At 61.4% G+C, this 12,256-nt stretch carries 12 protein-coding genes; 4 read left to right on the top strand and 8 right to left on the bottom strand.

The features are described from left to right. The first annotated feature begins 112 nt into the window (after positions 1 to 112). The gene (locus V6F91_RS14925; protein ID WP_332765658.1) at positions 113 to 544 is read left to right on the top strand and encodes a thioesterase family protein; all 432 of its coding nucleotides are present in this window, start codon (positions 113 to 115) and stop codon (positions 542 to 544) included. Between the two features lie 55 nt (positions 545 to 599). On the opposite strand, the gene V6F91_RS14920 is transcribed toward V6F91_RS14925, so the two are convergent. The 4 genes from V6F91_RS14920 to V6F91_RS14905 form a co-directional block, all read right to left on the bottom strand. Beyond that, complete coding sequence (locus tag V6F91_RS14920) at positions 600 to 1,082, bottom strand: glycine zipper domain-containing protein (RefSeq protein WP_332765656.1); 483 nt, start codon at positions 1,080 to 1,082, stop codon at positions 600 to 602. Between the two features lie 331 nt (positions 1,083 to 1,413). Beyond that, a complete protein-coding gene (locus tag V6F91_RS14915) occupies positions 1,414 to 3,762 on the bottom strand; it encodes an FdhF/YdeP family oxidoreductase (RefSeq protein WP_332765654.1) in 2,349 nt (782 codons plus the stop codon). Beyond that, positions 3,759 to 4,598: a formate dehydrogenase accessory sulfurtransferase FdhD gene (gene fdhD, locus V6F91_RS14910; protein ID WP_332765652.1), complete on the bottom strand. Its 840-nt coding sequence runs from the start codon at positions 4,596 to 4,598 to the stop codon at positions 3,759 to 3,761. Before fdhD ends, V6F91_RS14915 begins: the two co-directional genes overlap by 4 nt. Positions 4,599 to 4,690: 92 nt before the next feature. Further along, positions 4,691 to 5,578 (bottom strand): LysR family transcriptional regulator, encoded by an 888-nt coding sequence (locus tag V6F91_RS14905; RefSeq protein ID WP_332765650.1) that lies wholly within the window; start codon positions 5,576 to 5,578, stop codon positions 4,691 to 4,693. 138 nt (positions 5,579 to 5,716) lie between these two features. Here V6F91_RS14905 and lysM point away from each other — a divergent pair, with 138 nt between their 5' ends. Beyond that, positions 5,717 to 6,157, top strand: a complete 441-nt coding sequence (lysM, locus tag V6F91_RS14900) for a peptidoglycan-binding protein LysM (protein ID WP_332765647.1) — start codon at positions 5,717 to 5,719, stop codon at positions 6,155 to 6,157. Between the two features lie 93 nt (positions 6,158 to 6,250). Here lysM and yrfG read toward each other — a convergent pair whose 3' ends face one another. Next, complete coding sequence (gene yrfG, locus V6F91_RS14895; RefSeq protein ID WP_332765645.1) at positions 6,251 to 6,913, bottom strand: GMP/IMP nucleotidase; 663 nt, start codon at positions 6,911 to 6,913, stop codon at positions 6,251 to 6,253. 88 nt (positions 6,914 to 7,001) lie between these two features. Between yrfG and nudE the strand changes: the two genes are divergently transcribed. After that, complete coding sequence (gene nudE, locus V6F91_RS14890) at positions 7,002 to 7,571, top strand: ADP compounds hydrolase NudE (RefSeq protein ID WP_090288331.1); 570 nt, start codon at positions 7,002 to 7,004, stop codon at positions 7,569 to 7,571. 1 nt (position 7,572) lies between these two features. After that, the gene (cysQ, locus tag V6F91_RS14885) at positions 7,573 to 8,406 is read left to right on the top strand and encodes a 3'(2'),5'-bisphosphate nucleotidase CysQ (RefSeq protein ID WP_332765881.1); all 834 of its coding nucleotides are present in this window, start codon (positions 7,573 to 7,575) and stop codon (positions 8,404 to 8,406) included. A gap of 205 nt (positions 8,407 to 8,611) precedes the next feature. Here cysQ and V6F91_RS14880 read toward each other — a convergent pair whose 3' ends face one another. From V6F91_RS14880 to V6F91_RS14870, 3 genes are read right to left on the bottom strand one after another with little or no spacing between them, the layout of a single operon-like run. Beyond that, entirely contained in the window at positions 8,612 to 9,067 is a 456-nt protein-coding gene (locus V6F91_RS14880) for a YiiD C-terminal domain-containing protein (RefSeq protein ID WP_332765643.1), read from the bottom strand. Next, on the bottom strand, positions 9,064 to 10,446 hold the full coding sequence (locus V6F91_RS14875) for a sigma-54 dependent transcriptional regulator (protein ID WP_332765641.1): 1,383 nt from the start codon (positions 10,444 to 10,446) through the stop codon (positions 9,064 to 9,066). The genes V6F91_RS14880 and V6F91_RS14875 overlap by 4 nt, the downstream gene beginning before the upstream one ends. Further along, positions 10,443 to 12,251: a sensor histidine kinase gene (locus V6F91_RS14870; RefSeq protein ID WP_332765639.1), complete on the bottom strand. Its 1,809-nt coding sequence runs from the start codon at positions 12,249 to 12,251 to the stop codon at positions 10,443 to 10,445. Before V6F91_RS14870 ends, V6F91_RS14875 begins: the two co-directional genes overlap by 4 nt. Between the last annotated feature and the right edge of the window lie 5 nt (positions 12,252 to 12,256).

Raw genomic sequence — 12,256 nt, 5'->3', positions numbered from 1 at the left:
GCGAGCAAGCTCGCTCCCACATTGACTCTCGGTTTCTTGTGGGAGCGAGCTTGCTCGCGAAAGGGGCGCTTCGGTTTTAATACCAGCCACACTATTTGGGAATTGCTGATCAATGTCCAACCCGACCCCCCAACGCACCGACTATCCGCACTTCCAGCCCATCACCACGCGCTGGCACGACAACGACGCCTACGGCCACGTCAATAACGTTACTTACTACAGCTTCTTCGACACCGCCGTGAACACGTATCTGATCCAGGTCGGCGGTCTGGATATCCATGATGGCGAAGTGGTCGGTTTTGTGGTCAGTTCAGCCTGCGATTATTTCGCCTCGATCGCCTTCCCGGACCTGATTGAAATCGGACTGCGCGTCGGCAAGCTGGGCAACAGTTCGGTGCAGTACGAATTAGCCGTGTTCAAGGTCGGCGAGGCAGAGGCCTGTGCGGCCGGACGCTTTGTTCATGTTTTCGTGGATCGGGCGAGCAATCAGCCGGTGCCGATTCCGCCCGGTTTGCGCACAGCGCTTGAGCGATTGGACGTTTGAAACGGGCAAAAAAAATCGCAGCCCTCGGGCTGCGATTTTTGTTCAAGCCTGCGCCTTAGCGGTGGCGATAGTACTTGTGATGCTTGCGGTGGCCGTAAGCGTGGCCACGGCCTGGGTGACCACGATCGCGATAGTAACGGCGATCATCGCGACGGTCGTAATGACGATCATCGTCATCGCTCTTGTTACCCATGTAGTTGCCCAGCGCGCCCCCTGCACCGCCACCTGCCGCGGAGCCGATCAGGCTGCCGGTGGTGCCACCCAGACTGCGACCAACGACGTTACCACCGGCCGCGCCCAATGCACCGCCAATGGCGGCTTCGCCACGGCTGCGTTTGTCGGCGCCGACCGCGCTACCACCCGCGCCGCCCAGGGCTGCGCCGATGGTGGAACCTGTATTGCCGCCTAGAGATTGACCGACGACCGAGCCAAGAACCCCGCCCAATGCGCCGCCCACACCTGCTTCGGTGGTGCCGCCGGCAGAAGCGAAGCCACTGACCAGGCCAAGGGACAACAAGAGAATCGAGGAGAACTTCATAGAGGATGAGCCTCAAAGGGATGACGGCGCCGATCCTGAGGCTCTGCAATGGGCATGACAATCAAAATCCGACGAATAACACGACTTGTATACAATATCGCAAGTTACTGTTTTTTCACCGGAACTTAACCGATTTTCGCCGGTCTTTAGCTACTTCGGACAGGTCGTTTTAATGCAAAAACGGCCTTTTTTGTGGGCGTTCAAAACTTGCAGGCAGGAAGAAATGTATTGAATGTCCCAGCGCCTTCGCGAGCAAGCTCGCTCCCACATTTGAAACGGATTCCAATGTGGGAGCGAGCTTGCTCGCGAATAGGCCGGTACTGACACCCCTTCAGGCCGATTTAGCCATGATCAACCCAGTCTCACTCGCCGCTTCCAGCCGGATCGCAATGAACTTCGACGTCGGCGTGTGGCTGCCATCACCGGTACTTTCCAGCGGCACCAGCGGATTGACTTCCGGATAGTACGCCGCCGCTTGCCCGGCAGGAATATCGAACGCCAACAATGTAAAACCTTTCACCCGGCGCTCGCGGCCATCGTCCCACAGCGACACGATGTCAGCCTTCTGCCCCGGACGGAAGCCCAGCCTAATGATGTCGGCCTCATTGACGAACAACACGTCGCGTTGGCCTTTGACGCCGCGATAACGATCATCGAGACCGTAAATGGTGGTGTTGTACTGGTCGTGGGAACGCATCGATTGCAGGATCAGGTCAGGCAGCTGTCCGGTAGCACGGGTGCGTTCGTGCACCAGATCCACGGGCAGCAGGTTCGGACGGAAATTGGCCCTGCCCGACGGCGTGTTCCACTTGCGTGCGCCGGCGCTGTTGCCGAGGTAGAAACCACCCGGGTTTTTCACCTTCTCGTTGAAGTCCTTGAAGTTCGGAATGGTGTCGGCAATCAGTTCGCGAATGCGTGCGTAATCGGCGACCAGCCAGTTCCAGTCCACCGGCTTGCTGCCCAATGTCGCGGCGGCGATGCCGGCAATGATCGACGGCTCCGAGCGCATCTGGTTCGACAGCGGCTGCAACTGGCCGTTGGAGGCGTGAACCATGCTGAACGAGTCTTCCACGGTGACCGCTTGCGGGCCTTCGCTCTGGATATCGATGTCGGTACGGCCCAGGCACGGCAGGATCAGCGCGTCTTTGCCGTGAGCCAAGTGGCTGCGGTTGAGCTTGGTGCTGATCTGCACGGTCAGGTCGCAATTACGCAGCGCCTGGAAGGTGCGTGGGCTGTCCGGCGTGGCCTGGGCGAAGTTGCCACCCAGACCGATGAACACCTTGGCGCGGCCTTCGGCCATCGCATGGATCGCCTCGACCACGTTGTGCCCATTGTGGCGCGGCACCTTGAACTGGAAGCGTCGCTCCAGCGAATCGAGGAACGCCACCGGCGGACGCTCATTGATGCCCATGGTGCGGTCGCCCTGCACGTTACTGTGGCCACGCACCGGGCACAGGCCGGCGCCCGGCTTGCCGATGTTGCCGCGCAGCAGCATCAGGTTGGCAATTTCCTGGATGGTCGGCACTGAATGGCGATGCTGGGTGATGCCCATCGCCCAGCACATGATCACGTTTTTGCCTTTGGCGTACATGCGCGCGGCTTGTTCGATTTCGACCAGGGTCAGGCCCGATTGCTCGACGATCTGCTCCCACGATGTGTCATCGACCACACCGAGGTATTCGAGCACATTGGCGCTGTGTGCATTGAGGAAGTCGTGATCGAAAATCGCCGGCTCGCCGGCCTTCTGCGCGTCGCGTTCCCATTGCAGCAGAAACTTGGCCATGCCGCGCAGCACCGCCATGTCGCCGCCCAGTGCCGGGCGGAAATACGCGGTGTTGGTCGGCTTGTCGCCGTTGGTGAGCATTTCGATCGGGTGTTGCGGGTGCTGGAAACGTTCCAGGCCGCGTTCCTTCAACGGGTTGATGCACACCACTTGCGCGCCGCGCTTCACCGCTTCACGCAATGGCTCAAGCATCCGCGGATGGTTGGTGCCAGGGTTCTGACCCCAGACGAAAATCGCATCGGCGTGCTCGAAATCATCGAACGTCACCGTGCCTTTGCCGACGCCGACACTTTGCGCCAGTGCGACACCGCTGGCCTCGTGGCACATGTTCGAGCAGTCAGGGAAATTGTTGGTGCCATAAGCGCGCACGAACAGCTGATACAGGTACGCCGCTTCGTTGCTGGCACGACCGGAGGTGTAGAACTCGGCCTGATCCGGGCTCGGCAGATTGCGCAAATGCTTGCCGATCAGGGCAAAAGCATCTTCCCAACTGATCGGCTTGTAGCGATCGGTTTCAGCGTCGTAGACCATCGGTTCAGTCAAACGGCCCTGATATTCCAGCCAGTAGTCGCTCTGCTCCAGCAACGCAGTGACGCTGTGTTTGGCGAAGAACTTCGCGTCCACGCGGCGCTTGGTCGCTTCCCAGTTCACCGCTTTGGCGCCGTTTTCGCAAAACTTGACCATGCCGCTTTCCGGCGAATCGCCCCACGCGCAACCGGGGCAGTCGAAGCCGCCGTTCTGGTTGGTCTTGAGCATCATGCGCAGGTTCTTCAGCGCATTGTCGCTGGTCAACCAGGCCTGGGCCACGCTGATCAGGGCACCCCAGCCGCCGGCGGCACCTTTGTAAGGCTTGTAGCGCGGGACAGGTTTCTGGTCGGCTTGATGATGTTGGCTCACGCTTGATTCTCCATCGCGGGGCTGTACACCCGCGGCGCACTTTTCTGCGGCAGGTGGATGAGATTGAGGTTGTGGCGCCGTGCCCATTGCACGGCAAGCCCGGTCGGTGCCGACAGACTGACAAGGGTCTGGATACCGGCACGAAGGACCTTCTGGATCAGTTCGAGACTGCAACGGCTGGTGACGATCGCCAGCCCGCCCTCGGTGGAAATCTTCTGCCGAATCAGTCCGCCGATCAGCTTGTCGAGTGCGTTGTGCCGGCCAATGTCTTCGCGACCGAGCAGCAACTCGCCGCTGGCATTCATGAACACCGCGGCATGCACCGCACCACAATGTTGACCCAACGGCTGAAACGCGCCGATGCGCTGGCGCAGGCCGTCGAGCCAGGCAATCGGCGGCAGCGGCGCGCCGGGCAAGACCTTGAGATCCGGCAGCGCCTGTTCCACCGCTTCCACACCGCACAAACCGCAACCACTGGTGCCGGCCAATTGCCGACGCTGTTGCTTGAGGTTCCAGAAGGCGCGATTGGCGATGGTCACCTGCGCGTATTGCGCCGAGCCTGAGCCGGTCAGTTGCAGATCGTAGATATCGCTGTCGTCGGCGATGATGCCGCTGCCGAGGCTGAAGCCGACGATAAAGTCTTCCAGATCCGTCGGCGTCACCAGCATCACCGCCTGGCTGATGCCGTTGTAGGCGATCGCCAACGCGACTTCTTCGGCCAGCGCAGTGCTGGCCGATTCCTCGCGGGGCAAATCGCTGTAGCTGTAGGTCTGGCTGGCGGCAGGCGCGGGCGTTTCGAGGGCTGGCGCCGCGCAGGCTGGGCGCTTGGCGTTCATGGCATCACCGACGGTTTGATCTAGGTCAAGACTAGGCGCGGCAAGATGTCGCGTCTAATCGCTATTACCGATCTACCGATAGATGCCGTCGATCAAGCCTGTTTTGGCGATTTTTGATACAGCGCGAAACAGGCTTCCGCCAGCGCCGAACGCGGCGCGCCACGACGCATGATCAGGCCCAGCGGCGCCAGGGTGCGTGCATTTTCGATCGGTTGCAGGCGCAGGTGATCGGCCAGGGTTTCGGCACCGCCATCCAGCGGCATGATCGCGCAGCAAAAGCCGCCATGTACGGCCTGTAACAATTGGTGCACGGCGTCGGTTTGCAGCAATGGCTTTGGGGTCAGGCCGCGGCTGTGGAAGTTGTGGTCGATGGACTGGCGAAAATGCATGCCGCTGGTGAGCATGCACAGCGGCAGTTCGATCAGCGCTTCCCAGCTCAGCGGCTCGTCGCCAAAGGTGAAAGAACGCTGATCGTAAAGCAGGCCCATGCGCGTTTCGTCGAAGGCCAGCGAATCAAAGCGCTCGCTGTCCAGGCGCTCTAGATACGACACGCCGATGTCGATGCGATTGTTGGCCAGATGCTCGAGGACCTGCTCGGAACTCAGCGATGACAATTCAAAACGCAACTCCGGGTGCGCAGCGTGCAGGCGTTGCATCAACGGCAGCGGATCGAAACTCGACAGCGGCACGACGCCCAGGCGCAACGTGCCGATCAGATTGCCGCGACACGCCGCTGCTTCCGCCTGCAAGCCGTCATAAGCCGCCAGTACCGTGCGCGCCCACGCCAGCACGCGTTCGCCCGGCGCGGTGAAACCTTCAAAGCGCTGACCACGATTGACCAGCGGCAGGTCGAGTTCCTCTTCCAGGCTGCGCAGGCGCATCGACAAGGTCGGCTGGGTGATGTGGCAACGTGCAGCGGCTTGGCCGAAGTGACGGGTTTCGTCGAGGGCGATGAGGAATTTCAGTTGCTTGATGTCCATCTTCGCTCCGGGAAAGGTTGGCGGGGTAGGCGATTCTACCGCGTGCGTGCGCACAGGGTCATTGGTCGGACTGGAATCGGGTTTGGCCGGGGTGGTCTAGGCTTGGGCGTCTGGAACCCAAATCAAGGAGTGTGCGCTATGAGTCTTTTGAGCTTTGTGAAGGAAGCCGGTGAAAAGCTGTTGGATCTGCTGACACCCGGCAATGCCAATGCCAGCGAGCAGTTGAAGGAACACATCAGCAAGGTCGGGCTGGGCAATCCCAACGTACAGGCGACCGTGGACGGCGACAAGGTTACGGTGACCGGTGAAGTCGCCAGTCAGGAAGAGAAAGAGAAGATTCTGCTGGCGGTGGGCAACATTGAAGGGGTTGGCAGCGTCGATGACCAGATCACTGTGACCGGGCCGGTGGTTGCGGCGGCGCGATTTGTCGTGGTGAAGAAAGGCGACACCCTCAGCGCGATTTCCCTCGCGGTATATGGCAACGCCAACCAGTACAACAAGATCTTCGAGGCCAACAAACCGATGCTCAAGGATGTGGACAAGATCTATCCAGGCCAGACACTGCGTATTCCTGAATAACTTTCGAAACCGCTTTCGCGAGCAGGCTCGCTCCCACTGGGAAACGCATCTCCCTGTGGGAGCGAGCCTGCTCGCGAAGGGCGCACTGCCGTTTCACAGCCCGGCAATCAAATCCCGATAGTCCTCGACCGCAGCAAACTCGGCGGTGTCCTTCGGTCCCTTGCGACTGTCCGGTTGTTTCACTGCGAGCAGATGCGCCACGCCAAAATCCCGCGCACTGCGCAGAATCGGCAAGGTGTCGTCGATGAACAAGCTGTGTGCCGGGTCAAAACCGATGTCCGCCTGCAAGGCATTCCAGAACTGCGGATTTTCCTTCGGGTACCCATAATCGTGGGAGCTGATCAGCCGTTCGAAGTACGGCGCCAGTTCGATCCGCTCCAGTTTCAGCGACAGCGAGTCACGGTGCGCATTGGTGATCATGATCACTCGTTTGCCGGCGCGTTTGATCGCCTCGAGAAAGGTGTCGGCATCCGGGCGCAAAGCGATCAGATGCGCGGTTTCCTGTTTCAGTTCGCGCACCGACAGTTTCAGTTCGGCGCTCCAGAAGTCCAGGCAGTACCACTGCAACTGGCCGGCGTGGCGCTCGAACAGCGGCTGCAGTTCCATCTCGGCCATGGCCCGGCTGACCCCATGCAGTTCGGCGTAACGCTGGGGCAGATGTTCGAGCCAGAAGTGATTGTCGAAGTGCAGATCCAGCAACGTGCCGTCCATGTCGAGCAGGACGGTATCGATGTCGGACCACGGTAATGAAGGCATGGCAACGTCTCGAGCGGTAGAAGGATATCCGAGGTAAACAATCGGGAAAGCCGCGTTATAGTAGCGCGTTCACGCCAAGGAGCTTTGCATGCGCCAGAAACCCACCGTACTCGCCCGCGAGATCGTCGCCACCAGTCGTCTGTTCGCGGTCGAAGAACTCAAGCTGCGCTTTTCCAATGGTGTGGAACGCACATACGAGCGGCTGGTCGGCAAAGGTGCGGGCTACGGCGCGGTGATGATCGTGGCGATGCTCGATGCCGAACATGCGGTGCTGGTCGAAGAGTATTGCGGCGGTACCGATGCCTACGAATTATCCTTGCCCAAAGGCCTGATCGAGCCGGGCGAGGATGTACTGGCAGCCGCCGAGCGCGAGCTCAAGGAAGAGGCCGGTTTCGGCGCGCGGCAACTGGAACATCTGACCGAGCTGTCGTTGTCGCCCGGTTACATGAGCCAGAAGATTCAGGTGGTGCTGGCCACTGATCTGTACGAGGAGCGCCTGGAGGGCGACGAGCCTGAGCCGATGCGCGTCGACAAGGTCAACCTGCGCGAGCTGTCGGCACTGGCGCTCAATCCGCAATTTTCCGAGGGGCGCGCATTGGCGGCGCTGTATCTGACGCGTGACCTGTTGACTCAGCGCGGCTCTTTTAATCTTGAGTGAGATGACGATGAATTTCCCCCACCCGTTGATGGCACCTGTTGTTGCCCTGGCATTACAGGCTGGCGAGGAGATTCTGCCGTTCTGGCGCGCGGGCGTTGAAGTCACGGCAAAGTCCGACGATTCACCGGTGACCGCAGCCGACATGGCCGCGCATCACGTGATAGTCGATGGGCTGACCGCGCTGGACCCGAGCATTCCGGTGTTGTCGGAAGAAGACGCCAATATCGCGCAAAGCGTGCGCGCCGGCTGGCAGCGCTGGTGGTTGGTGGACCCGCTGGACGGTACCAAGGAATTCATCAGTGGCAGTGAAGAATTTACCGTCAACATTGCCTTGATCGAGAACGGCCGGGTTGTGTTTGGTGTGGTGTCAATGCCGACCAGTGGTCGCTACTACGTCGGCGGCACCGGGTTGGGGGCGTGGCGTTGCGACAAGCACGGTACGCCGGTGGCAATCCAGGTGCGTGAAACGCTGCAACCGGGCGAAGCCTTCACCGTGGTTGCCAGCCGCCGACACTCGAGCCCCGAGCAGGAGCGATTGCTGGCCGGGCTGAGTGCCAGTCTGGGCGAGTTGCAGCTGGCCAACATTGGCAGCTCGCTGAAGTTCTGTTTGCTGGCGGAAGGCGCAGCGGATTGTTATCCGCGACTGGCGCCGACTTCGCAGTGGGACACGGCGGCGGCACAGGGCGTGCTGGAAGGCGCGGGGGGCGAGGTGCTGGATCTGCGGGGCGAAGCGTTTTGTTATCCAGCGCGGGAATCGCTGTTGAATGAGTTCTTTTTGGCGTTGCCGGCGAAGGCTTCGTGGCGTGGGCGGTTGTTGGAGTTGGCTCGAGGTTAAGGTTCTGATCCGGGATTGCCCTCACCCCAGCCCTCTCCCCCAGGAGAGGGAGCCGATCGAGTTGTCTTGCGTCATACATCGACCTGAAAGATCACGTCGATTGTGGATTCAGCAAAGCGCCTTCCAGGTCGGTGTACTTCTGAAGCATCCCCCAATCAGTCCCCTCTCCCTCGGGGAGAGGGTTAGGGTGAGGGGCTTTTGATCTTCAGCGGTGCAAAACGTACTGCCCGGTAAACGTCACGGCATGCTCTTCACTGCCCTGATTGACGATCCGCGTATCAAGCGTCAGCCGCGCCCGTCCATAGCGCTGATACATCGCCAGAAACTTCTTCCAGACTTTCGCTTCGGGGGCCGGACAAATCGCCGTGGCATCGCCGGTCACCGGCAGTGGATAACTGATCTGCCCTTCCTGAATCACAATGTGCCCGTCGGTAATCCCTTCTTCTTTCAAGCGCAAATGCAGCCAGCCCCAACCGGCCAGCACCGCGCCGCAGTAGAGGCTGCCACCAAACATCGTGCTCTTGTGATTGACGTTGGGCGCGAGCGGCAAGTGCAGGCTCAGTTGCTGTTCGCGCCACTCGAGTACCGTGAGGCCCATCTCGGCGGTCAGCGGGATGTCGTGGTGCAGAACCGATTGCAGATAGTCAGTGTTACCGCTCATTCGCTTTCGTCCCCCTGGCTGCTGTCACCGAAGTTGAGGCCATGTTTGCGCAACTTGTCGTGCAGCGTCTTGCGCGGAATGCCCAGGGCTTCGGCGAGGCTGCGCACCGAGCTGTGTGAGCGTGCCAGTTCTGCGGCGATCAGGGTTTTTTCGAAGTTTTCCACTTGCTCGCTAAGCCCGCCGCTGACGACTTCGATCGGTGCGCCGGCGCTGCCTTCGGCGCCGTTGTCCAGCGCCAGTTCCAGACCGAGGGCAAAGCGTTCGGCGGCGTTTTGCAGTTCACGCACATTGCCCGGCCAGGTGTGACGCAGCAGCAAGGCGCGTTGTGCCGGTTGCAGTTCATGGGGTGGCAGACCGTGGCGGGCGCTGGCTTCATCGGCGTAGTGCTGGAACAGCAGCAGCGCATCTTCGCCGCGTTCGCGCAGCGGCGGAATGCGCAGCGGCGCAACGTTGAGGCGGTAGTACAAATCGGCACGGAAACGCCCCTGATCGGCAGCCTGGCGCAGGTCTTCCTTGGTTGCGGCGATGACGCGGATGTCCAGCGGGATCAGTTGATTGCCACCGAGTCGTTCGACGACGCGCTCCTGCAACATGCGCAGCAATTTGACCTGCACGTCCAGGCTCATGCTCTCGATTTCATCGAGAAACAGCGTGCCGCCGTTGGCGAATTCGAACTTGCCGATCCGGCGTTTTTGCGCGCCGGTGAACGCGCCGGGTTCGTGGCCGAACAGTTCGCTTTCCACTACCGATTCGGCCAGTGCGCCGGCGTTGATCGCCACGAAAGGGCCGTTGCGGCGGCTGGACAAGTCATGCAGGGCGCGGGCGACCACTTCTTTGCCGGCGCCGGTTTCGCCAAGAATCAGCACGTCAGCTTTGGTCGCCGCCAGCGCGCCGATCTGCTCGCGCAGACGCAACATCGGCGTCGAATGCCCGACCAGCCGCGCGCTCAGTTCATTGCGATCGCTGAGGGCCAGACGCAGGCTGCGGTTATCCAGAACCAGCCGACGCAGGGCGAGCGCACGGCGGACGCTGTCGAGCAGAGCGTCGCTGGCGAAGGGTTTTTCGAGAAAGTCATAAGCGCCGGCACGCATCGCCTGCACCGCCAGCGGCACGTCGCCATGGCCGGTGATCAGCAACACCGGCAGCTCCGGGTCCTGTGCGTGCAATTCGCTCAGCAGTTCGAGGCCGTCCATGCCCGGCATGCGAATGTCGCTGACCACCACGCCCGGCCAGTCGCGCTCCAATTGCGCGGCCAGACCCTTGGCTTCAGACAAGGGCAGAATTTTCAGGCCGGCCAGATCCAGCGTCTGGCCGAGGGCCTGACGCAGGTGCGGATCGTCGTCGATCAACACCACCTGAATGCGATTGTCGATGGTCATGCACTTCGGTCCTCGGAGGGTTGCAGGCTGACCCCGGGCGCGCCGGCGCGCAGCCGCAGGGTAATCAGGGCGCCACCTTGCTTGTGGTTGGCGAACGACAGTTCACCGCCGAAGGCGCGCATCAGCGTTTCACAAATGGCCAGCCCCAGGCCCAGACCCTGCGTGCGGGTCTTGGTGGTGTAGAAGGGCTCGCTGGCCCGGCCAAGGGCTTCCATGCAGAACCCCGGGCCGTTGTCGCGAATGTACAGATTGACGCCGTCGGCAGTGGATTCGGCACTCAGCCACAGTTTGCGCGGCGGACCTTTTTCCGTCAGGGCGTCGAGGGCGTTGGCGAGCAGGTTACCGAGGACTTGGCGCAAGCGGGTTTCACCAGCCTCGACCCACAGCGTGGCGGCGGGCAGATCGCGGATCAGTTCGACTTCCATGCTGCGCCGACGCTTGGCCAGCAGGGCCAGCGCATCGTCCAGTGCCGGTTGCAGGGCGACGCTTTCCGGGGCGTGGCGGTCGCGCCGGGCGAAGGCGCGCAGGTGAGCGATGATCGAGGCCATGCGCCCGGTCAGTTCGCTGATCAGTTTGAGATTGCCGCGCGCGTCGTCGGTGCGCTGATGATCGAGCAACACCTCGGCGTTTTCCGCGTAGCTGCGGATCGCCGCCAGCGGCTGATTGAGTTCATGGCTGATGCTCGCCGACATCGTACCCAGCGCCGACAGTTTGCCGGCCTGAACCAGATCATCTTGCGCGCGGACCAACTCCTGCTGCGCGGTTTCACGTTCGAGCACTTCCTGCTTCAGGCGTCGGTTGAGGCCTTCGAGGTCGCTGGTGCGCTCGGCAACCCGACCTTCCAGCTCGCGCCGTGCCTTGGCCTCGAAGGCGATGCGCTCCAGATAATGCCGCCGACGCTGCATCATCAAACCCACCAGCAGCATCACCACCAGCAGCGTCGCCCCGCCAATCGCGACGACGGTGCGCACCGGGCGGTCGATCAGCGTGCGCGGTGCGAGAATGCTGACGCTCCAACCGGTTTCGGCGATGTCATGAGTCTGGATCAGCCAGGCGTCGGCGCTGAGATTCAGCGGCCGCGGCTCACGCGTCGGGTACGGCTGGATCGCGGTGATCGCCGAGCGTTCGCTGTCGCTCAGATTGCGTGTCGAGCGGAATCGCCATTCCGGCCGCGAGGTGAGAATCACTACACCGTTGTGGTCGGTGACCAACAGTTGTTCCGGGGTTTTGCCCCACAGGCTTTCGGTATGGTCGAGGTCGACCTTGATCACCAGCACGCCAATGACTTTTTCACCGTTGCGCACAGCGGCAGCGAAGAAGTAACCGCGCTTGGCAGATGTCGTGCCGAGACCGAAGAAACGCCCGAGGCGCCCGGCCATGGCTTCACTGAAGTACGGGCGGAAGGAAAAATTACGGCCCACGAAGCTGTCATGTTTGTCCCAGTTCGACGCCGCCAGCGTCTGGCCGCTGGTGTCCATCAGGTACATCACTTCTGCGCCGGTCTGCGCGGCGATGTTCTTCAGCAGGCGATTGGCATTGCCTTGGCTGACGCCATCATCCGGCGCGCCAAGCACGGCCCGCAGCGCCGGCAAGTCGCCGAGAATCTGCGGCAACACTTCGTAGCGGTGCAGGGTGCCGAGCAGGTTGGCGACGTACAGGTCAAGGGTCTGACGGTTCTGCCCGGCCAGCTCGCTGCGGTAATAGCGCTCGGCCAGATGCTCCAGCGGCCACAACAGCGGCGCCAGACACAGCGCGAGCAGAGCAAGGCTGCGCCAGCGGGGTCTGCGGGGAAGATTCGGTTTCATGAGCC

Source organism: Pseudomonas koreensis, assembly GCF_036668835.1.
In the GTDB taxonomy this organism is placed as follows: domain Bacteria; phylum Pseudomonadota; class Gammaproteobacteria; order Pseudomonadales; family Pseudomonadaceae; genus Aquipseudomonas; species Aquipseudomonas koreensis_I.
This window is presented reverse-complemented; position numbering and strand designations above follow the sequence as displayed.